Below are 20,505 nucleotides of genomic sequence, written 5' to 3'. Positions count from 1 at the left end.
ATTATTTCGACAATCAGTTCGGAATGATCAAGGATTCCCCGGTCATTTCCTCCGGCTTTTCCAGCTGCATCAGATCCAGCAGGGAGGGCGCGATGTCGCACAGTCTGCCGTCTTTTTTCAGGGTAATGTCTTTTGGTCCGATGTAGATCAACGGCACTGGGCCAGTGGTGTGCTGTGTATGCGGTTGGCCATTTTCGTCCACCATTTGCTCCGCGTTGCCGTGGTCGGCGGTAATCAGGCATTGGCCGCCAACTTCATCCAGGGCTTCGGCGATGCGCTTCAGACACTGGTCGATACATTCCGCCGCTTTCATCGCTGCGTCGTAGACGCCGGAATGGCCAACCATATCGCCGTTAGCGTAGTTGCAAACGATCAAATCGAATTTGCCTGACTTAATCGCCTCCACCAGTTTGTCGGTAACTTCCGGCGCGCTCATCTCCGGTTTCAGGTCGTAGGTCGCCACATCGGGAGACGGAATCAAGATACGCTCTTCGCCTTCGAACATGGCTTCTTTACCGCCACTGAAGAAGAAAGTGACGTGGGCGTATTTTTCCGTTTCCGCAATGCGCAATTGAGTTTTATGCAGGTTGGCCATGTACTCGCCAATGCTGTTGGTCAGCTCCGTGGCGGGGTAGGCGCAAGCGGTGTGAATGGTGGCGGCGTATTCGGTCAGCATGACAAAGTCCGCCAGCTTGGGCAGCTTGCTGCGTGTGAAGCCATCGAAATCCTGCTCGACGAAACAGCGGGTTAGCTCGCGGGCGCGGTCGGCGCGGAAGTTCATGAAGATGACGGCGTCGCCATCATTGATAACCGCGTCGTTATCGCCGCTTCCTTTTATAAGGGTGGCTTTTACGAATTCGTCGTCTTCGCCCCGCTCATAGGCGGCGGTCAACGCCTGCACTGCGCTTTCTGCGTGATAAGGCGCTTCGCCCAGGGTCAGCAGGTCGTAAGCAGACTGCACACGATCCCAGCGGTTGTCACGGTCCATGGCGTAGTAGCGTCCGATAATGGAGGCGACTCGGCCGCAGCCCAGTTCTTTCAGCAGTTTATCGGTGCGCTCCAGCGAAGGCTGCGCGCTGCGGGGCGGCGTATCGCGGCCGTCCAGAAACGCGTGCACGAAGACTTTGTCCGCGCCGCGCTCTTTGGCGACTTTGCAGGCCGCTAAAATGTGATCTTCATGGCTGTGCACGCCACCGGGAGAGAGTAGACCAAGCAGATGGATCGCTTTGCCTTTGCTGACCGCTTTATCGATAGCGGAGCTGATGACGGGATTCTGAGCGAACACGCCATCTTCGATGTCTTTGGTGATACGGGTGAAATTCTGATAAACAATACGTCCGGCGCCCAGGTTCATGTGGCCGACTTCAGAGTTGCCCATCTGACCGTCAGGAAGACCCACGGCCATGCCGGAAGTGTGTATCAGTACATGTGGGTTTTGGCTGGATATCTGGTCCCAGAATGGGGTGTTGGCGTTGGCGATAGCGTTCGAATCTTTGCCTTCGCGATATCCCCAACCGTCTAAAATGAGTAAAGCTGTAGGTTTGCGTTTTGCAGTCATTTTCTGTCCGCCATTAGTAATTTTACGAGTATTCTACTTGTAATTAGCGCCCATGTCTTGAAAGCCGTCAATCGGAGAAACGGCTGAATCCGTTGTCCGCCTAGACGGCGCCTGGCTTCAGCTCGGGCGCGGGGTTGGGATTTTCGTTAGGTCCAGCATACTGTGTTTCGCATAGATAGTTTAAATTTAAAACTGCTTTGTAGTTGATAGTTATTGTTTATTCGTGAGTTGTCGTTGGGAATCGGCCACACGGCCGGGGCTTTGTCTTCTGAAACCTATGGCGGCTGTGTATAATGCCCGGGCTTTTCAGGCGGAGACAGGCTCCGATTGCGAACAGATTTTAAGTCATCGACATCGCCAGCGCGCGATGTGGGGGCTGTGACATCGAAGCGGAGCAGGGCGGCGACGCTTCCCCAGAAGATTACTAAAGAAAAGGCGGAGTTATGGAGAAGTATCTTTTATTTGCTCTCGATCACTGGATTTTAAGCTCATTATTCGTCGGTTTGGCCGTCGCTCTGCTTCTTACTGAGCGTTTGCGCGGCGGTAAATCTCTGTCTCCGCAGCAAGTGGTCAGACTGATGAATAATGATGAAGCCGTCATTGTGGATGTGCGTGAGAAGAAGGATCTGGCGGAAGGCGTGATCAAAGGCTCCATTCATATGCCTGTCACCAGCCTGAAAGAACGCGCCGGCGAACTGAAGAAGCACGAAGGCAAGACCATCGTCATCGCCGACAAGATGGGTCAGCATTCCGGCATGGCGGTCAGAGCGTTGGCGGCGGCTGGCGTTAAAGGCGTCCAGCGTCTGTCAGGCGGCATTGTCGAATGGCGTAATGCAAATTTGCCATTGTCAAAAAAATAAAAGCCCATATGTAATAGAAGTGACGTTTTAAGCGGTATTCTTTATGGCTCAGTTCAAGCCCGTGACCATTTACACCACGGAGTTCTGCCCGTATTGTATCCGGGCTAAGCGTCTCCTGGAGGCCAAAGGGGCGTCTTTCGAAGAAATTAAAGTTGATTTCAATGCCGCCCTGAGGCAGGAAATGATGCAGAAAAGCGGTCGCCGCACGGTACCGCAGATTTGGATCGGTGAGGAACATGTGGGGGGCTGCGACGAACTCTACGGTCTGGAGCGCGCCGGCATGCTGGATGCGCTGCTGCAATCGGGAGCGTCGGACTAATCAGTCTCCCCTTCCTGAATAATTGAAAAATAACGACAAGTGTCGGCTTCTATGGCTACTGCGTTTGCGGACGCACGCCGACGCGAGTTAACCAAGGGGGGTTCGCTGCTGCGAGCCGCAAACCAATATAAAGAGATCAAGGTAGAGTCATGTCTGAGAATGCAGAAGCTCCCAAGCAGCCAGTTTTCGCGCTGCAACGTATTTATCTGAAAGACCTTTCTTTCGAATCGCCAAACTCTCCGGCGGTATTCCAGTCTGAGTGGAAGCCCCAGGTCAATATGGACCTGAACACCGAGAACAAAAAAGTCAGCGACAACCAGTGGGAAGTCGTTTTGACCCTGACCATCACGTCCAAACTGGCTGATAAGACTGCGTTCGTTATCGAAGTGCAGCAAGCCGGCGTGTTCATGATCGATGGTTTGAGCCCGCAGCAACTGGCGCAAACACTGGGCGCTTTCTGCCCGAACATCCTGTTCCCGTACGCTCGCGAAACTATCGACATGTTGGCGGTTAAAGGCAGCTTCCCTGCATTGATGCTGCAACCCGTCAACTTCGACGCTATCTATGCGGAAGCCGTGAAGCGTCAACAGGCGCAGCAGGCCGCTCCTGCGGAAGAAGCCAAGCACTAAGCTGAGCGTTTTCTTATTAAAGAAGCCGGTTATCCGGCTTTTTTTTCGTCTTTTATATGGGGTATGTCTAGTCCTGAAATAGGCGTCAACTCTATTCAGGGTGAGGCAGTGCTACAGGGATAGCGAACCGCTATGACTCTGATAGGAAATTAAACTTATCGCGATAACTATTGTTGCGATAATATTGTCTCGTTCCCGGATGATCCGGTTAACCCCAAAATTATCAGAGCACGAAAAAGGAAACCCCCAATGAACGTACTTTATAAAGCAGCGGTTACTTCCACTGGCGGCCGTGATGGTCATGCGAAATCTTCCGACGGCGTACTGGATGTGCGATTAACGACGCCTAAAGAACTGGGCGGCGCAGGCGGAGCGGCCACCAATCCTGAGCAACTGTTCGCCGCGGGCTATTCCGCATGTTTTATCGGCGCGTTGAAGTTTGTGGCGAGTCAGCAAAAAGCCGCGCTTCCGGCTGACGTGAATGTCCGCGCTGAGGTGGGAATAGGGCAGATTCCTGGCGGTTTTGGTCTGGATATCGACCTGTTCATTGAACTGCCCGGTTTGGAGCTGGAAGCAGCGCAAGCGCTGGTCGATAAGGCTCACCAAGTCTGTCCATATTCCAATGCGACAAGAGGCAATGTGGACGTGCGTCTGCATGTCGCGAACTAAATCAGAGTGGGCGCCGCTATGCTCTCAGCTGCGATGCGGCGCCTGGGATAAAGCCTCCAGCGGGAGGCTTTTCTGCGTTTAAAGTCCGCCTTCGAATCCCAACTGACGCCAGGCTTCATAGGATACCAGCGCGACGGTGTTGGACAGGTTGAGGCTGCGGCTGTCTTGTCGCATGGGAACGCGCAAGCAGGACTCGGGACCCAGATCGTTTAGCATCTGCTGCGGCAGGCCGCGAGTCTCCGGCCCGAATACCAAGGCGTCCCCGGCGGAGAAGGATACTTCGTGATAGTAGGATTTGCCGCGAGTGGATAGCGCGTAAACCTTATTGGGACGCACGTCGTCCAGAAACTGTTGAAAATCTCCGTGTCGTTTTACTGGCGCGTACTCATGGTAGTCCAGACCGGCGCGTTGCAATCTCTTGTCGTCCCAGGTGAATCCAAGGGGCTCGATAAGATGCAGGGCGAATCCGCAGTTGGCGCAGAGTCTTATGATGTTGCCGGTGTTGGGCGGGATTTCCGGTTGGAATAAAACAATATTCAGCACGTTCAGGCTCTTTTTGATTAGGCGCTCCGGAAGCGTCCGGGCGTTTGAGTAATGCGTTTATCTGGTCGTGGCGGGCTCTGGGCGCGCCGAAAGGCGTCTATTTTTTCTCTTACTGGGTCTTTCTGCAATCATTTGAAGATCGAATCTGCGTATTCTTCTGCTAACGCCTCTCGCCTTGCTTTAAGTAGTTTGTATTAATAATTTTAGTTGTATAACTACTTTTTCTGCGTTTTGTCATGTTTCTTTATCGGGCAGGTGTATTTCTGATCAATCCTATCGCAAAAACTACTTAAATTTATCTCGTAATCGTCTGTATTTTATGCTGTTTGTAGGCTTTTTGTTTCTGATTGCCAAGCGTGTCTAATTGGTGTGGATTGGTTAAATGCTTAAATATTAGTTAGAATTGAAAGCTGTTTTTTAATTGAGTCTAACTATAATGCGTAGCCGCACCCCCATTGGAGGCGTCTCTGACAATGCCGCCGAGCCCTTGTCGCAGAAGGCGTCCGGGATGGCGCGGCGGCATAGACAAGCAACAGAAGCCACTGATGAAAAATAAGTTAGTTGTTAAGAATTTGTACAAAATATTCGGCGCTGAACCGGACGCTGCGCTGAAACTCCTTAACCAGGGCGTAGATAAGTCGGAGATATTTTCCCGAACCGGGCAGACGGTAGGCGTCTGCAACGCCAACTTCGAAGTCAGGGAAGGCGAAATATTTGTTGTGATGGGGTTGTCCGGCTCCGGTAAATCAACGCTGGTGCGTTTGCTTAATCGATTGATTGAGCCTTCTTCCGGCAATATTCTGGTGGACGATGAAGACATTATCGCCATGAATGACGACGCGCTTCTCAATGTCCGCCGCACCAAAATGAGCATGGTGTTTCAATCCTTCGCGCTCATGCCTCATCTCAACGTCGTGCAGAACACCGCTTTTGGCCTTGAGTTATCCAGCGTTCCTTTGGCTGAACGGGAGTCCCGAGCCATGGAAGCGCTGGAAAAAGTCGGCTTGAGCGCCTACGCCAACAGCTATCCTGACGAGCTGTCCGGGGGTATGCAGCAACGGGTCGGTTTAGCCCGCGCCCTCGCCAATGACCCTCATATCCTGCTGATGGATGAAGCATTTTCCGCATTGGACCCGCTGATTCGGACGGAAATGCAGGACCAGTTGCTGCAACTGCAGGAAAATGACAAACGCACCATCATATTCATCTCTCATGACCTTGACGAAGCCATGCGTATTGGCGACCGCATCGCCATTATGGAAGGCGGTCGCGTGGTGCAAGTGGGCACGCCGGAGGAAATCCTCAATAACCCGGCGGATGACTATGTGAAATCCTTCTTCCGCGGCGTGGATGTCACCTCCGTGTTGAGCGCTGGCGATATCGCCCGTAAAACTCAGGTTACTCTGATCGAAAGAGAAGGGATGGGAGTACGTTCCGCGTTGCAGCGCTTGAAAGAACATGACCGGGATTTTGGTTATGTGGTCGGTCCGGACCGGAAGTTTCACGGCGTGGTGTCCGTGGATTCACTGCGCGCCAGCAGCCAGGCGGAGGCGCAGAAAATTACCAGCGCCTACTTGTCCGAAGTGGAGCCGGTGACGTCGAATGTTTCATTGGGCGATTTGATTGGCGCGGTTGCGCAGGCGCCTTGCGCACTCCCTGTGGTGGACACCGATGGCCGCTACGCCGGCGTCATTAATAAAGCCACGCTGCTTGAAGCGTTGGATCGCAGCAATGCAAACGGTCATAGCCGGGCATAAGCCGGAAATAGTTATTAGAGGTATTCATGGCTGACGATAAACAAGCTTCCAATCCCTGGTCCACTCCGGCGGAAGATGCGCCGGAACCTTCCGCCAACCCATGGGGCGCTTCGGCGGGCGATGGCGCGACGGCGAACGAACCGGCTCCAGATACGGCGGCGGGATGGCTGGACACGCCGGCGGATGCGCCGCAACAAGATACTCCATTTGATATTTTCGATCCTTTTCAGGATGCGTTGATTCCCCTCGACAGCTGGGTCGAGCAGGGGCTCGACTGGGTGGTCAACCATTTTCGTCCGGTCTTTCAGGCTGTTCGCTGGCCTATCGACATCACCCTCAGTTCTATTGAAGCGGGGTTGCAGGCAATCCCGGCCACGTTTGTGATTCTGTTTTTCGCGCTCTTGGCGTGGCAGTTATCCGGTCGTAAATTGGCGATCGGGTCATTGATCAGTTTGACGCTGGTAGGACTGATCGGCGCCTGGAATGAAGCGATGGTGACCCTGGCGTTAGTACTCACTTCCGTTTTGTTCTGCTTGCTTATAGGCTTGCCCACGGGCATCTGGCTGGCGCGCAGCGAACGCGCCGCCTCTGCAGTGAGGCCATTGCTCGACGCCATGCAGACCACCCCTGCGTTCGTCTATCTGGTGCCCATCGTTATGCTATTTGGCATTGGTAATGTGCCGGGCGTAGCGGTGACTATTATTTTCGCTTTGCCGCCGTTAATTCGTTTGACCAGCCTTGGCATTCGACAAGTGCCGGAGGATCTGGTGGAAGCGGCGCGCTCTTTTGGCGCCAGTCCACGGCAGCTTCTGTTCAAGGTGCAACTGCCATTGGCCACCCCGACGATTATGGCGGGAGTCAATCAGACGCTGATGCTGGCGCTGTCCATGGTGGTTATTGCGTCCATGATCGCGGTAGGCGGTCTGGGACAAATGGTATTACGCGGAATCGGCCGGCTCGATATGGGGCTGGCGACGGTCGGTGGCGTTGGCATTGTTCTGCTCGCCATCATGCTGGACCGTATGACTCAGGCCTTGGGTCGAGACGCCCGTAGTCGTCCGACCCGTCACTGGTATGACGCCGGCCCGATTGGGCTGGTGCGTCGCTGGATGGGGAAAACCGTAGAGGCCTCCTGACGTCGCAACCTATATCGGGCGGCGTCTATTGACTGGCGTCGCCTTGATTCATCCCTCGATAAATAAGTCATCGAAATTACTGATAACAAACAGGAGAAATTGATGAGCTTGAAGAGTATTAAGAGCTGTTTCGCTGCGCTGGTTATGGGCGCGGTTTCATTCACGGCGCATGCGGAGAGCATGCCGGGCAAGGGCGTAGAGCTGCAGCCTCTGAAAAGCTCCATTGCGGAAGAGACGTTTCAGACCTTGTTGGTCATGAAAGCCCTGGAAAAACTGGGCTATGACGTCAAACCTATTAAAGAAGTGGAATACGCGACCGGCCATGTCGCACTGGCCAACGGCGACGGTACATTTATGGCGGACCACTGGGACCCGCTGCACGTGGACTTTTACACCAAAGCCGGCGGCGACGAAAAGCTGTACCGTGAAGGCGTCTATTCCTCTGGCGCGTTGCAGGGTTATCTGATCGACAAGGCCACGGCGGACAAATTCGGAATCAAGAACATCAAGCAGCTGCAAGATCCAAAGCTCGCCAAGTTGTTTGACGCAGATGGCGACGGCAAGGCGGATCTGGCTGGCTGTAACCCTGGATGGGGCTGTGAAAAGGTCATCGAGCATCACTTGGACGCATACGGCCTGCGTAAAACAGTCGCCCATAATCAAGGCAGCTATTCCGCCATCATTGCGGACACCATCGCTCGCTACAAGCAGGGCCAGCCGGTGTTGTACTACACTTGGACGCCATACTGGGTCAGCGGCGTAATGGTTCCTGGTAAAGACGTAGTCTGGTTGCAAGTGCCGTTCTCTTCTCTGCCAGGAGAGCGCAAAGACATCGACACCAGCCTGCCAGATGGCAGCAACTATGGCTTCCAAGCGAACAATCAGCGCATCGTCGCCAATCTGGAGTTCGCTAAGAGCAATCCTGCGGCGGCCAAGCTGTTCTCCATTATGAAAATCAGCGCAAACGATATCAGTGCGCAAAACCTGCGTATGCGCGATGGCGAAGACAGCGCTGCGGAAATCGAGCGTCATGCGGATGGTTGGATCAAAGCCAATCAGAAGAAGTTTGACGGCTGGTTGGAGCAGGCTCGCGCTGCGGCCAAGTAAGTTCTGAACCGGCGTCTGTGGTCGGACGGAGAAGCTGCGCAGTCATGCGGGCTTCTCGACCACAGACTTTATTTTCCTCTCCTTTATCATCCTTCTATTCCGCACTTATTACGCTCATAAGCTGGCGAGCGCGCCTGCCGTTTGTCCCTATTTAGCAGTGTCTATATTGGATGTCTTTGCCGCAAAAGCTGAGGTGAAACCTCCCCTATGAAAGAGGAGGTTTATAGTGAGTGCGAGATGGGATGATTATCTCTCTACCGCCAGCGCTACGCCCATGCCGCCGCCGATACAAAGCGTCGCCAGGCCTTTCTTGGCGTCACGTTTGATCATTTCATGCAGCAGGGTGACTAGAATGCGGCAGCCGGATGCGCCAATGGGATGGCCCAGGGCGATGGCTCCGCCGTTAACGTTCACCTTGGCGGTGTCCCATTCCATATCGCGATTCACTGCAATGGCCTGGGCGGCGAAGGCTTCGTTGGCTTCGACCAGATCCAGGTCGTCCACACTCCAGCCGGCTTTATTCAAGCAGCGACGGGTGGCGGTGACCGGGCCGACGCCCATGATGCTGGGATCAACCCCCGCGTTAGCGTATGCGGCGATAGTGGCGATGGGCGTCAGGCCAAGCTCTTTGGCTTTTTCTTCACTGCACAGCATGACGGCCGCGGCGCCGTCGTTCAGGGAAGAGGCGTTGCCTGCCGTAACGCTTCCGTCTTTTTTGAAGGCGGCTCTGAGTTTGCCCAGTGACTCTGCGGTGGTTCCATGTCTTGGATTTTCATCCTTGTCGACGACGATAGGGTCGCCTTTGCGTTGCGGTACGCTGATGGCGCAGATTTCCTCTTTGAAGCGATCTGTTTTCTGCGCAGCTTCCGCTTTCTGCTGCGACTGCGCGGCGAAGGCGTCTTGCTCTTCGCGGGTGATGCCGTATTTCTCAACGATGTTTTCTGCGGTGACGCCCATGTGGTAGTCGTTGAAGGCGTCCCACAGACCGTCTTTGATCATGGAGTCTTCCAGCGTCCAGTTACCCATGCGCTGGCCGTCGCGGGATTTTGGCAGCACATGCGGCGCCTGACTCATATTTTCCTGTCCGCCGGCGATCACGATATCGGCGTCGCCGAGCATGATAGATTGCGCCGCCAAATGTATGGCTTTCAAACCTGAGCCGCAGACCTTATTGATCGTCATGGCGGGGGTGGAATTGGGCAGGCCGGCATTAATGGAAGCCTGACGCGCGGGGTTTTGACCGCAGCCTGCGGTAAGCACCTGACCGAGCAGCACTTCATCGACTATAGCGGGATCGACGCCGGTTTGCTCCAGTAACTTTTTAATCACCGCCGATCCCAGTTGGTCGGCGCTGAGCGTGGCGAGAGAACCGCCGAATGCGCCCACTGGGGTGCGGGTGGCGGCGACAATGACGACCTTCTTCATATGAAATCTCCTTTCAATCCGTCAGTGTGTGAACTGATGCTTTGTCATCCTCAAGGCGTTGACGTTTCCGGGCCTGGAGGATGAGCATACTTATTGATGTTGTTTTTTATAATAACGCTTTGGTCGAAGATGCATGCAATCGTCCGCCGGCTTGAGTCAGGTCAAGCTGTCGTCTTCGTCGTCATCCTCGTAGGTCTCTGGCGCATAGTCGCGCTTGAAGCGTTTAACCGCGCTGATGCGGCGGCGCTGAATTTCCTCTCCCAGCCTGGCGCCGGTATAACCCTGGGCCACCAGCTCCTGCGGCTGGATCTGCTGACACGCCTCCAGGACGCCGCGCAGATAGTCCGCCTGAGGATAAGGCTTTTGCTCCCATCCTGTACGGCCGCGGGCGTCCGCCTCGCAGGCGAGCAAGAAAAGTTCGAAACGATCCGGCCGGCGCCAGGCGTCGCAGGATTGCAGCAGCTTCACCAGGGTGTTGGCGCGTAACTCCAGAGCGCGATGGCAATGGGTGTGGTACTGGCAGGCCATCAGCGCCAGTTCTTTGAACAGCTTGGGCGCTTTGACCCGCTCCGTCAGCGCCTTGATCAAATTGACCCCGGCCGCTTCATGGTTGTGATGTTTGGGCCATGCTTCCTGTGGCGTGACGCCTTTGCCGAGATCATGTATCAAGGCCGCGAAACGCACTTCTTCGCGTTCGCTTAACAGGCAGGCTTGCTCCAACGCCATCAGGCTGTGCAGACCGGTGTCCACTTCCGGGTGGTATTGAGGGGCTTGCGGCACGCCGAACAAGGCATTTAATTCTGGGAAAATATCCTGCAACGCGTGGGCGTCTTTCAGCACCTGAAAGTAAACCCGGGGCTGCTTTTGTCCCAGGGCGCGCACGGTTTCCTGCCATACACGCTCCGCAGTCAGCGCTTTCAGTTCTCCTGACGCCTGAATGTCCTGCATGAGTTGCAGGGTTTCCGGGGCGACAGTGAAGCCGAGATCGGCGTAACGGGAGGCGAAACGGGCGACCCGCAACACGCGCAGTGGGTCTTCGGTAAAGGCGGGAGAAACGTGGCGCAGAATGCGCGCTTCAAGATCCTGGCGTCCGTTGAAGGGGTCCACCAGATTGCCGTCGTCGTCCATCGCTATGGCGTTGATCGTCAGATCGCGACGCAACAGATCTTCTTCCAGAGAAATATCCGGGGAAAAGTCGCAGATAAAGCCTGTGTAGCCTTTGCCGCTTTTACGCTCCGTGCGGGCGAGGGCGTGTTCTTCTTTGCTGTCGGGGTGTAGAAACACAGGAAAGTCCGCGCCGACCTGCTGATACCCCTGTTCCAGCATCTGCTCAGGAGTAGAGCCGACCATGACCCAGTCGCGGTCTTTGACAGGCAGGCCGAGTAAGGCGTCACGTACGGCTCCGCCCACTAAATATCGTTGCATAGGGTCTCGAATAGGTAATGGTTGAAAGGGTAGGTTACTTGGAATGACCAGGGGTCACAAGGTCGTCAGACCGGTGAGGCAAGATCGTTCCGCTATAAGAGTGCATGAGATCACCCAGTGATGCAGAAGAAGTCACCATGAGCTTGCCTAATAGTTTGATTGTTAATGCAATTTTATTTCTTTCTCCTCTCCCCAGACCGTCTTGGCACGAACTTTTCTATAAGACTCTATACAACGCGGGCGTCATCGGACGTCGCCGCAGGAATTGTATTGGTACTGAGGGCTTCCAGCGTGAGTAAGCAGATTCAAGCAGTTGTATTGGCGGCGCTCGCCAGCCTGTTGTCGGCCTGTGGGCTGTATGGTCAGAAACAAGAGCCCATTGACGATAACATCGGCAAAGACCCCATCGTGGTGAGAGTGTCAGGGTACGCCACCTATGAGGACCCCCGCCACGCCACGTCCCAGCGTCACCGCCTGCTGGCGATGCGCGCTTCGAAGCTGGACGCCTATCGCGCTCTGGCGGAGCGCATCTACGGAACGGTGATCTATGGCTCTTCCACGGTGGAAGCGCTGGTGATGCAGAATGACGGCTTCAAAACCATGGTGGACAGCGTGATTCGCGGCGCCAGGGTGATGAGCGTGTCGGAATTGCAGGGCGGTGGTTTTGAGACGGTTCTGGAGGTGGTGCTGGAGGCAAGATTTCGCCGCTGCCTGACCAACGTCAACTACTTCCGCTACACCGAAGAATGCCGCATGCCGTTGCCCCATAGCGACCCGGACTTGCGTGCCAGTATGGACTCTCCGGCAGGCGCAGCGGGGAGCAGCACCGGAACCGGTCTGTACTTTCTGGATGGCGATGTGAAGAAGTGAAACCCGGGGGCCTATCATGACGCTGTTATTCAACCGAAGACTGTCGATGCTGTCATTGTCCGGCGTGCTCGGGCTGCTGCTCACTTTGGGCGCTGGAGCGGCGCATGCAGAGTGGGTGCGAGTCACGGGGCGGGCGTTAATATACGGGGGCGATTACCAGCAGGCGCGCAAGACAGCGCAGGAAGACGCTTTGCGGCAGGCGGCGCTGATGTTTGGGGCGGAGGTCTCCAGCACGGATCAGATGGAGTTGGGGCGTTTAACCCAATCCAGCGTGAGCGTGAGCAGCCGCGCCAAAGCCAAGCGAGTCGTTCCGGTTAGCGAAGAGGTGGAAGACGACACATTAGTGCTAACCGTGGATGCGGATATGTACGAGCAGCCGTTGTGCGATGGCTCCTCCGTCAATGCCTATCGGCGCAAGCTGGCGCTGTTGTCTTTCTCTCTGCAGGACCCCCGACAAGCCTCCGTCGGCGGCTTATATGGAGTAGAGCGAGATATTCCCAGTTACCTCAATCAGCTTTTGCAGTCTTCTCCGCGTCTGGCGGTACATGAAGCCAGTCAGTTGCATCTGTACGATGAACTCGCTAATGCGCCCACCCATGAGACGGAGCAGCGCACGTTGACTAAAGCGGTGTCGGCGTCACGGGATCTTGGCGTGCAGTTTGTGGTGTCCGGCGTAGTCAGGAACATGACTCTGCGCGACCCGGAAGGGCTGAAACGCTCCGTTCTCAACAATACGCTGCGCTTCGTGGGTTTGAAGGATACCTACCGGGTATTCGATGTGGAGATGTTTATCCATGATGGTTTTAGCGGCGCCATTCTGTTTCAGAAGCGCTATCGCACCGGCGCCGATTGGGAGGCGCGGGCGGATGAACATTATGGGTTGCTGTCCGCCGGGTTTAACGAAATGGAGTATGGCCGGGCGGTGAAACGGGCGCTCATGAGCATGGCGGGCGACATTGAAGAGAATGTGTCCTGCCAGCCGTTTATGACTCGCATCTCGCGAGTGGAGGGGCGTCAGATCATGTTTGAGGCGGGCGCCAATGCAGGCATCCGCCCAGGGGATACTTTCCAGGTCTATCGTTCACGGCAGTTGTTTGACGCAACCCGGTTCCAGGGAACCGAGCTGCGCGATGTCAAACTGGCCTTGCAGGTGGATCAGGTGCAGCCTGAGTTTTCCATTGGCCGTCTGAATATTGATCCCACCCGTCTGAACATTCAGATGGATGATGTCCTGATCCGCTGGTGATCTGTGCTTGTTTACCTGTTACTGGTTTACCTATTCCTGGCTTACAGATCGCTATGCGGACCAAATACCTCATAGTGGATGCGTTCCGCATCCACGCCGCACGACAGTAACTGCTTTTTCGCCATGGCCATGAATGGCGTGGGGCCGCACAGATAGAAGCGCGCGTGCGCCAAAGGAAGTGTTGCCGCAACACTGGGAATATCCATCAGCCCCTGGGCCTGATAGTCGTGATCCAGTTGATCCTCGCTGCGGGGGGCGCGATACCAGACATGCGCGGACAGGTTTTTCTTCATGCCCAACAAGTCGCCCAGGCGATGTTTGAAGCTGTGCTGCGCGCCGTTTTCGCAGGCGTGCAGATAGTGAATCGGCGCATCGTCGTCTGCCGCGCTCAAACGTTCCAGCATGGACATCATCGGCGTCAGGCCGACGCCGGCGGAAATCAGGACGGTGGGGCGGCTACGCTCTTCATGCAGAACAAAGTCGCCAGCGGGCGCCATGAGTTCCAGCGCGTCTCCCTCTTGAACATGATCATGCAGATAGTTGGACACCAGGCCGGGCTGTTCTCCGAACTCCCGTTTTACGGATATGCGGTATGTGGCGCCGTTAGGCGCTGCCGACAGAGAGTACTGACGAATCTGCGCATAACCATCGGCGGTGGGTTTGACCTTGACGCCGATGTACTGACCCGGTTGAAAGTCGATGACCGGGTCTCCGTCCTTGGGCGCCAATACAAAGCTGGTCACCAGCTGGGATTCCTTTTGTTTTGATTGCACGATAAACGTCCTAGTTCCTTTCCAGCCCCCTTGGGCGCTGGCGCGCGTCTGATATAGCTCGCTTTCCTTCGCAATGAAAATGCTGGCGAGAAACTGATAGGCCTTGGTCCAGGCGTCTCTGATTTCAGGGGTGAATGCGTCGCCAAGCAGTTCCTGCAGCGTTTCCAGCAGGTGATGGCCGACGATGTCGTACTGCGCGGGTTGGATATTGAAGCTCGTGTGCTTGTGAGCAATGCGCTCGACGGCGCTTTGCAGCGCTTCCGGCGTTTCAATGTGCTTGGCGTACGCGGCGATGGCGTTGAACAGGGCGACCTGTTGCCCGCCTGAATGCTGGTGGCTGCTGTTGAAAATATTCAGCAGCTCGGGATTGTGGCTGAACAATCTGCGGTAAAAATGCTCAGTGATCGCCACGCCCCCGCTTTCCAATACCGGGATGGTGGCTTTGATGGTTGCGATAGTGTTGGAATCTAACACTCTAACTCCTTCTTGGATGGTAAATAGCGTTATGGATGTCGTGTTGCGTCATGAGTCATGACGCGTTCAGTGGTGTAACTAAGCGCGCTACAGAAAACCGCTGCGCGCTTAGGTGAAAATCAGGTCAATCAATATGTTTCATGTTTGTCCACAGTGGGCGGCGGGCAGTGGCGTTCAACCGGGTTTTCCATCTGCGCGCGGCGCATTGAGAATGCCGGCGTAATGAATGACGAACAGCAAATAAGCCAGCGCCCAAAGCGCTGCGGAGATGCGCCAGGCGGCGGGAGCCGACATAAGCAACGGTAGCCCTGCGCGCACCACAGCCGCCGCCAGGATCAACGCAAACGCCCAGGACATCAGTGCGGGGGGCTGTAGCGGACGACCGGTGTGTCCCAATGAGACCCGGGACATCATCGCCAGAATCATGCCGCCGATGGCGCCGACGGTCACCAGATGCAAAGCGTCTGCGAAGTGCACGCCTTGTGACAGCAGACTCAGGCCCATGCCTGTCTGCCCGAGAGCCAGGGTCAGATAAGAGAGATGCAGCGACCACAGCAGCGGCGCGCCGAATGTTTTCAGGCTGCGCCAGTGCGCGATCCGCAATAGCTGTAGCGCGCCTGTCGCCAGTAACAACATCGCTACGACTAGCGTCAGTGAAGGGAGAAAGCGTTCGTTGAAAAAAGCCAGCGCCGTCAGAGGCGTCAGCAGCGCCAGGGCTTTTTCCAGCCAGCCGGGAGTTGTGATTGCGTCAATGCCAAGTCCCCGTTGTGTGAAAAATGGAATGACCCGGCCACCTAAAAGGGTGATCAAGACACCCATCATCAGGACGCCGGTATTAAGGAGATGCAGAGCCAGTCCCGCATCACTGGCGGCGATGGAAGCGATGTCCAGTGTCGCCATCAATATCAAAACCGGAGCGATGATCAGATTGCGGTGATTGCCTGAACGAACCAGTAAGTTGATGAACGCCAGCGCCGACAGGGCCCACCACAATATCTCCGCGACAATCGCCAGGCGTAGCGCGTCGCCTCCGAGAAAGAAGGCGACGCGGGCTGTCAGCCAGAGCAGAACCAATGTCGCCAGCGCTTTGTTTTTCACGCTGGGCAAGCCGGTCCATGTCTGCACCGCCGTAAGCAGAAATCCCACGACTATCGCTCCGCCGAACCCAAACAGCATTTCATGGCCGTGCCAGACGACCGGCGACATGGCGGTGAGCCAGGGCGCTGAGCCATTCAGCAGCAATATCCAGTAGGCGATGGCGGCAACGGAGAACAGCGCGCCAAACAGAAAAAAGGGGCGGAACGCCAAACCCAGTAATGGCAGGGTTGTGCGCGGGTTGCGGTCGCTGACGATTGAGGTCATGAGATTTTAATCAGCCTCCATTCAAAGCGATGCGGCGATTGCCGATCAGACGTAAAACATAGCCCAGTTTCAGAGCGCCGGCTGACACCACCATGGTGATATGGGCGGCGACTTGTTGTCCGATGCTGAAGTTGTCCGCGTAGGGGTAGCAAATCAGCGCGGTGGCGACGATAACGAAAATGGACGTCACCAGCGTTCTGTCGCCAATCTTCATCAGTCTGGCGGCGAAACCGTCGAGGGTTGCGTTGGCCTGGTTCATAGCATTCCTCCTCAAGATGCGTATTAACCGGAAGTGTTGATTCTGTATTTGCAATTGCTTTGCCAGTTTGGAATGCCCTGAAATTAAAGGGAAAAGCGCTGGATTTAAGCGGCGGGAGGGTTAAAATGACCCTGATAAATCGAGTCTAAAAGACATATAAGGGTTTATTTGATATGACCGATGCGCCTCTCTCCGTGTTAGTGGAGATCGCTGTTGATCTCGCCAATAGCCTGACCAATGAAGACCGCTTTGATCGCTTATTGAGCGCCGTGCGCCACGCCATACCCTGTGATGCGGTGGCGCTGCTCGCTTTGCGCGAGGATGTGCTGGTTCCATTGGCGGCGCAGGGGTTGTCTCCGGATATTCTGGGACGGCGCTTCAAGGCGGATGAACACCCGCGTTTCGAACGTCTGACCCAGTCGCGCCAACCGGTGCGCTTCGCCGCCGACTGCCAGTTGCCGGACCCCTATGACGGCTTGCTGCTGGCGACGCAAGGGGATCTGCCGGTGCACGCTTGCATGGGATTTCCCTTGTACTCGGACCATCGCCTGATCGGCCTGCTGACGCTGGACAGCCTGAGCGCCGGCGTGTTTGACGATATTTCCCAGAAGACGCTATCCATTCTTAATGCTCTCGCAGCTGCGACGCTACGATCCGCCGAACTGCTGAACATGCTGGAGTACAAGGCCAGTCACGCCCATGAAGTAGCATTGGCGCTGACCCAGGAGGCATTGAGCCGTGACGGCGGCGAGCTGATAGGCGAAAGCGCCGCCATGGCGCAGTTGCGGCGGGAAATCCGGCTAGTGGCGTCCTCGGACTTCAATGTGTTGGTGACCGGGGAAACTGGCGTGGGGAAAGAGCTGGTCGCCCGCACTTTGCATATGCAGTCGTCCCGCTGCAATGAGCCGCTGGTATACGTCAACTGCGCCGCCGTGCCGGACGCCCTGGCGGAAAGCGAGCTGTTTGGTCATGTGCGCGGCGCCTTCACCGGCGCTAACAGCGATCGTATGGGCAAGTTCATGCTGGCGGATGGAGGCACCCTGTTTCTCGATGAAATCGGCGAGTTGTCATTGGCGGTGCAGAGCAAACTGCTGCGAGCGCTGCAAAGCGGAGAAGTACAGAAAGTGGGGCGGGATAAACCGGAGAAAGTGAATGTGCGGGTGATCGCCGCCACTAATCGGGATCTTGCGCGGGAAGTGAAAGCAGAAACGTTTCGCGCAGACTTATATCATCGTCTGAGCGTCTATCCCATTCAGGTTCCGCCGTTGCGCGAACGGGACCAGGACGTCTTGCTGCTGGCAGGCTATTTTATCGCTGCGACGCGGCGCAAGCTGGGAATGGAGCAGATTCGTCTGGCGCCGGCGGTGAATGAGGCGTTGCTGGCTTACTCCTGGCCGGGAAATGTGCGCGAGTTGGAGCACACCATCAGCCGTGCGGCCCTGCGCGCCAGAAGCGAGCAGGCGGGGAAGCGGATTGTGACGATCTTGCCGGAGCACTGTGATCTTTCCGTTCCGCTTTCCTCCTCAACTATGTCGCAGTCAGATCACACTGTCTCCTCTGAGCTGGCTTCATCGTATAAGCCTGTTAACCTGAAAGAAGAAACAGAACGGTTTCAACGCGAACTGATTCATCGCACTTTAACCGAAGAGCAGGGCAATTGGGCCGCCGCCGCCCGCGCTCTGTCTCTGGACCGCGCAAACCTTATCAGGCTGGCCAAACGGCTGGGCGTTCATGTGGAAAGGCGGCATGCCGTCGTGCGCGACAAACCGTAGTTCGCAACAACAATAGTTCGCAATAAACAACCGTTCGCAATAAACAACAGCGCGCGAACAAAGACCGGAAATCGAAAACTGGAGTAGTCGTTTATGTTCTGGAAAAAGCAAAACAAGGGTCAGAATGAAGTCGAACTGTTGAGCGACCCCAGGCCGCATCATTACATGTTCGCCCACATCGCCATGCGCAAGTTTTGCGAAAGCGATCCGTTGCAGTTATTCGCCTTGATCCCTACTGAAGAGCGATCGCACCTGGTGGATTTTCTTTGGTCCAAAGTATGCGAAAACTGCGACGCGGAGGGCAAAGCGGATTTTGATCCCGGTGACATCGAATTCGCCACCTTACGGGTGAAGGAGTATCCGACGATTCTAATGAAAATGCCTGAGGCCAAAGCTGTCGCTGAGGCGATGCTGGTGGCGATAGTGCTGACGGCGGGACCGGATATGAACGTGGAAAATGGGAAGCCTCCATTCCGTTATTTCACCTTAGAGCATGGCGTAAGCACGGAAGGTGGACTGCGTACCGTTATGTGTGAGTGGCGCGGCGATTCTCACGCTAATATGGGAGACGGCCCTGAACCCGAGGCGAGCGCGTTTTTGCAGCGCGTGGAGAGCCTCGTCTAAAGGGGCTCCGAACGCCTCGAAGACTTTACAGTGATATGACAAAGGCTAGACTTATAGCCACCCCCATGAATTTTGCGGCGGGAAGTCATGCTGGTCTCACGCTGGTGCTGTTTCTTCGTGTTGATGCTATGTCGCGCCCTGCCAACTCATGCTGAAACGGCGGGAAGCGCGACAGCGACGTTGGACGTCTACATCTCTGAATATCCTCCCTTCTGTTATACGGAAAATGGCGTCGCCAAAGGCATGGCGGTTGAAACCGTTGAGGAAATCATGCGAACGGTAGGCGAGTCCTATCCGATTCAATCCACGCCCTGGAAACGGGGTCTGTATTATCTTGCCAACAGACCCAACGCGGCGTTATTCACAGTCACTCGCACAGAACAACGAGAGTCGTTATATAAGTGGGTGGGGCCGGTGGCGATTTCTAACTTGGTGTTTTTCGCCGCTAAAGACTCCAATGTTCAGATCAACAACATGGACGACGCCCGTGTTGTGTCTCGCATCGGTACGGTACAGGGGTACTCCGCTGAAAAGCTGTTGCAACGACAAGGCTTCGCCAATCTGGTCAGTAGCCCGGGGAGTGAGCAGTTTAATCCGGGTAATTTGGTGCGGGGTTATCTGGATCTTTGGGTGACGGTGGATGTGGTGGGCGTATTTACCGCCAGGTTGCAGGGCATAGATCCCGGACTGATGAAAATCGTATATGTCATCCAGGAACAGCCCAAATATATCGCCTTCTCCAAAGAGGTTCCGGATAGCGTGATTCAGACTTGGCAGGATGCTCTGGATGAAATGAAGCGGGACGGGCGCATGCAGCGCATTACCCAGAAATGGCTGGGAGAGCGTTAATTCTCAGCGGATTTCTTTAGCTCTGCGAATGCTGAACAGGGGAGAGGCTATCCATTTCGATGCGCCACAAAACCAGGAGCATTTCAGTCAGCTCCAGATCCGTCACGGTATCGCCGTAAATACTGAACAACGCTTTGGCGTAGGCGATGCGCAGATCCTGGCTGGTTGGCTGTGCGTACTCCGGGTTTTGCATCAGTTCGCCGGTCGCCCGCATCACGGCGGCCTGCCACCGGGCGGAGGTCTTGGGACCTCCGGCGGTGTGTTGAATCAATTTATCCTGCTCCAATCGCAATAACGTAGGGTCCTTTAACGCTTCATGCCGCTTGAGAGGTTTGCTGGCTTTTAACATGGCGGACAATATCAAGCGTTTCCTGTTTGAATGTGTCGTAGTCAATTTGTTGGGCGTTGATAAAGGTGCTGCCCATCATGGAAAGCGCGCCCATCAGGCTGGCTTCGGCGATCTCATCGTCAGTGGCTCCAAAAAGCCGGGCGGCTTCGGTATGGAATAACGCGCAGTATTTACAGCGGGTCGCGCCGGACACAGCAAGACCAATCAGTTCTTTGTATTTATTGGGGACTTTGGTTTCCGACAGCCAGAAATCCCGCGCCATTGTCCAAAAGCCGTTCACACCGCCTTCGGGCATCTGTCTTATCCATTCCGGAACCAGTCCCAAGGTTTGCTCGATTTCTCGATAGGTTTCTTGAATTGTCATGTGACACCCCCTTTCTCCCCCGTTAGGGAAGCCAAATCAGTATAACACCGGGGGTAACCGGTTTTTCCCGGGCGGTGGCTCGCGCTTAAAAAACGTCTACTTTTCAAAAGCTTGCTCTTAGATTTTTTAGCGCCT

At 55.4% G+C, this 20,505-nt stretch carries 21 protein-coding genes; 12 read left to right on the top strand and 9 right to left on the bottom strand.

Annotated elements, in window-relative coordinates; all coding sequences use genetic code 11:
* Positions 1 to 13: 13 nt before the first annotated feature.
* Positions 14 to 1,558, bottom strand: a complete 1,545-nt coding sequence (gene gpmI, locus ACQYWX_RS24095; RefSeq protein WP_431686608.1) for a 2,3-bisphosphoglycerate-independent phosphoglycerate mutase — start codon at positions 1,556 to 1,558, stop codon at positions 14 to 16.
* Positions 1,559 to 2,001: 443 nt separating this feature from the next.
* Here gpmI and ACQYWX_RS24090 point away from each other — a divergent pair, with 443 nt between their 5' ends.
* From ACQYWX_RS24090 to ACQYWX_RS24075, 4 genes are all read left to right on the top strand, one after another.
* Positions 2,002 to 2,418, top strand: a complete 417-nt coding sequence (locus ACQYWX_RS24090) for a rhodanese-like domain-containing protein (RefSeq protein ID WP_279507586.1) — start codon at positions 2,002 to 2,004, stop codon at positions 2,416 to 2,418.
* Positions 2,419 to 2,461: 43 nt separating this feature from the next.
* The gene (gene grxC / locus ACQYWX_RS24085; RefSeq protein ID WP_127973106.1) at positions 2,462 to 2,737 is read left to right on the top strand and encodes a glutaredoxin 3; all 276 of its coding nucleotides are present in this window, start codon (positions 2,462 to 2,464) and stop codon (positions 2,735 to 2,737) included.
* Between the two features lie 149 nt (positions 2,738 to 2,886).
* A complete protein-coding gene (gene secB / locus ACQYWX_RS24080) occupies positions 2,887 to 3,366 on the top strand; it encodes a protein-export chaperone SecB (RefSeq protein ID WP_216738604.1) in 480 nt (159 codons plus the stop codon).
* Positions 3,367 to 3,615: 249 nt separating this feature from the next.
* On the top strand, positions 3,616 to 4,035 hold the full coding sequence (locus tag ACQYWX_RS24075) for an organic hydroperoxide resistance protein (protein WP_431686607.1): 420 nt from the start codon (positions 3,616 to 3,618) through the stop codon (positions 4,033 to 4,035).
* A gap of 78 nt (positions 4,036 to 4,113) precedes the next feature.
* Here ACQYWX_RS24075 and trmL read toward each other — a convergent pair whose 3' ends face one another.
* The gene (trmL, locus tag ACQYWX_RS24070) at positions 4,114 to 4,578 is read right to left on the bottom strand and encodes a tRNA (uridine(34)/cytosine(34)/5-carboxymethylaminomethyluridine(34)-2'-O)-methyltransferase TrmL (RefSeq protein WP_431686606.1); all 465 of its coding nucleotides are present in this window, start codon (positions 4,576 to 4,578) and stop codon (positions 4,114 to 4,116) included.
* Between the two features lie 545 nt (positions 4,579 to 5,123).
* Here trmL and proV point away from each other — a divergent pair.
* From proV to proX, 3 genes are all read left to right on the top strand, one after another.
* Complete coding sequence (proV, locus tag ACQYWX_RS24065; RefSeq protein WP_431686605.1) at positions 5,124 to 6,335, top strand: glycine betaine/L-proline ABC transporter ATP-binding protein ProV; 1,212 nt, start codon at positions 5,124 to 5,126, stop codon at positions 6,333 to 6,335.
* 26 nt (positions 6,336 to 6,361) lie between these two features.
* The gene (gene proW, locus ACQYWX_RS24060) at positions 6,362 to 7,471 is read left to right on the top strand and encodes a glycine betaine/L-proline ABC transporter permease ProW (RefSeq protein WP_431686604.1); all 1,110 of its coding nucleotides are present in this window, start codon (positions 6,362 to 6,364) and stop codon (positions 7,469 to 7,471) included.
* 102 nt (positions 7,472 to 7,573) lie between these two features.
* Positions 7,574 to 8,578: a glycine betaine/L-proline ABC transporter substrate-binding protein ProX gene (gene proX, locus ACQYWX_RS24055; RefSeq protein ID WP_431686603.1), complete on the top strand. Its 1,005-nt coding sequence runs from the start codon at positions 7,574 to 7,576 to the stop codon at positions 8,576 to 8,578.
* A 246-nt stretch (positions 8,579 to 8,824) separates the two neighbouring features.
* Here proX and ACQYWX_RS24050 read toward each other — a convergent pair whose 3' ends face one another.
* Positions 8,825 to 10,003, bottom strand: a complete 1,179-nt coding sequence (locus ACQYWX_RS24050; protein WP_431686602.1) for an acetyl-CoA C-acetyltransferase — start codon at positions 10,001 to 10,003, stop codon at positions 8,825 to 8,827.
* A gap of 156 nt (positions 10,004 to 10,159) precedes the next feature.
* A complete protein-coding gene (locus ACQYWX_RS24045) occupies positions 10,160 to 11,428 on the bottom strand; it encodes a multifunctional CCA addition/repair protein (protein ID WP_431686601.1) in 1,269 nt (422 codons plus the stop codon).
* A 291-nt stretch (positions 11,429 to 11,719) separates the two neighbouring features.
* Between ACQYWX_RS24045 and ACQYWX_RS24040 the strand changes: the two genes are divergently transcribed.
* Together ACQYWX_RS24040 and ACQYWX_RS24035 are read left to right on the top strand one after the other, a co-directional pair.
* Positions 11,720 to 12,298, top strand: a complete 579-nt coding sequence (locus ACQYWX_RS24040; RefSeq protein ID WP_127973098.1) for an LPP20 family lipoprotein — start codon at positions 11,720 to 11,722, stop codon at positions 12,296 to 12,298.
* 16 nt (positions 12,299 to 12,314) lie between these two features.
* Positions 12,315 to 13,544 (top strand): flagellar assembly protein FlgT, encoded by a 1,230-nt coding sequence (locus ACQYWX_RS24035; protein ID WP_431686600.1) that lies wholly within the window; start codon positions 12,315 to 12,317, stop codon positions 13,542 to 13,544.
* A gap of 41 nt (positions 13,545 to 13,585) precedes the next feature.
* On the opposite strand, the gene hmpA is transcribed toward ACQYWX_RS24035, so the two are convergent.
* From hmpA to ACQYWX_RS24020, 3 genes are all read right to left on the bottom strand, one after another.
* A complete protein-coding gene (hmpA, locus tag ACQYWX_RS24030) occupies positions 13,586 to 14,791 on the bottom strand; it encodes an NO-inducible flavohemoprotein (RefSeq protein WP_431686599.1) in 1,206 nt (401 codons plus the stop codon).
* 174 nt (positions 14,792 to 14,965) lie between these two features.
* A complete protein-coding gene (locus ACQYWX_RS24025; protein ID WP_431686598.1) occupies positions 14,966 to 16,153 on the bottom strand; it encodes an NnrS family protein in 1,188 nt (395 codons plus the stop codon).
* Between the two features lie 10 nt (positions 16,154 to 16,163).
* Positions 16,164 to 16,412: a hypothetical protein gene (locus ACQYWX_RS24020; RefSeq protein ID WP_216738593.1), complete on the bottom strand. Its 249-nt coding sequence runs from the start codon at positions 16,410 to 16,412 to the stop codon at positions 16,164 to 16,166.
* 173 nt (positions 16,413 to 16,585) lie between these two features.
* Between ACQYWX_RS24020 and norR the strand changes: the two genes are divergently transcribed.
* From norR to ACQYWX_RS24005, 3 genes are all read left to right on the top strand, one after another.
* Positions 16,586 to 18,184 (top strand): nitric oxide reductase transcriptional regulator NorR, encoded by a 1,599-nt coding sequence (norR, locus tag ACQYWX_RS24015; protein WP_431686597.1) that lies wholly within the window; start codon positions 16,586 to 16,588, stop codon positions 18,182 to 18,184.
* A 93-nt stretch (positions 18,185 to 18,277) separates the two neighbouring features.
* Complete coding sequence (locus ACQYWX_RS24010; protein WP_431686596.1) at positions 18,278 to 18,808, top strand: hypothetical protein; 531 nt, start codon at positions 18,278 to 18,280, stop codon at positions 18,806 to 18,808.
* An 87-nt stretch (positions 18,809 to 18,895) separates the two neighbouring features.
* Positions 18,896 to 19,657: a substrate-binding periplasmic protein gene (locus tag ACQYWX_RS24005; protein ID WP_431686595.1), complete on the top strand. Its 762-nt coding sequence runs from the start codon at positions 18,896 to 18,898 to the stop codon at positions 19,655 to 19,657.
* 16 nt (positions 19,658 to 19,673) lie between these two features.
* Here the strand turns inward: ACQYWX_RS24005 and ACQYWX_RS24000 are convergent, their stop codons facing one another.
* Together ACQYWX_RS24000 and ACQYWX_RS23995 are read right to left on the bottom strand one after the other, a co-directional pair.
* Positions 19,674 to 20,006 carry a hypothetical protein gene (locus ACQYWX_RS24000; RefSeq protein ID WP_279507734.1) on the bottom strand — a complete coding sequence of 111 codons (333 nt, stop codon included), beginning with the start codon at positions 20,004 to 20,006 and terminating at the stop codon, positions 19,674 to 19,676.
* Positions 19,972 to 20,370 (bottom strand): carboxymuconolactone decarboxylase family protein, encoded by a 399-nt coding sequence (locus ACQYWX_RS23995; RefSeq protein ID WP_216738589.1) that lies wholly within the window; start codon positions 20,368 to 20,370, stop codon positions 19,972 to 19,974. Before ACQYWX_RS23995 ends, ACQYWX_RS24000 begins: the two co-directional genes overlap by 35 nt.
* Positions 20,371 to 20,505: the final 135 nt, after the last annotated feature.

This window comes from Hahella sp. NBU794, from assembly GCF_050749805.1.
Taxonomy (GTDB): Bacteria; Pseudomonadota; Gammaproteobacteria; order Pseudomonadales; family Oleiphilaceae; genus Hahella.
Note: the sequence above shows the minus strand (reverse complement) of the source record. Positions and strands in the feature narration are given on the sequence as shown.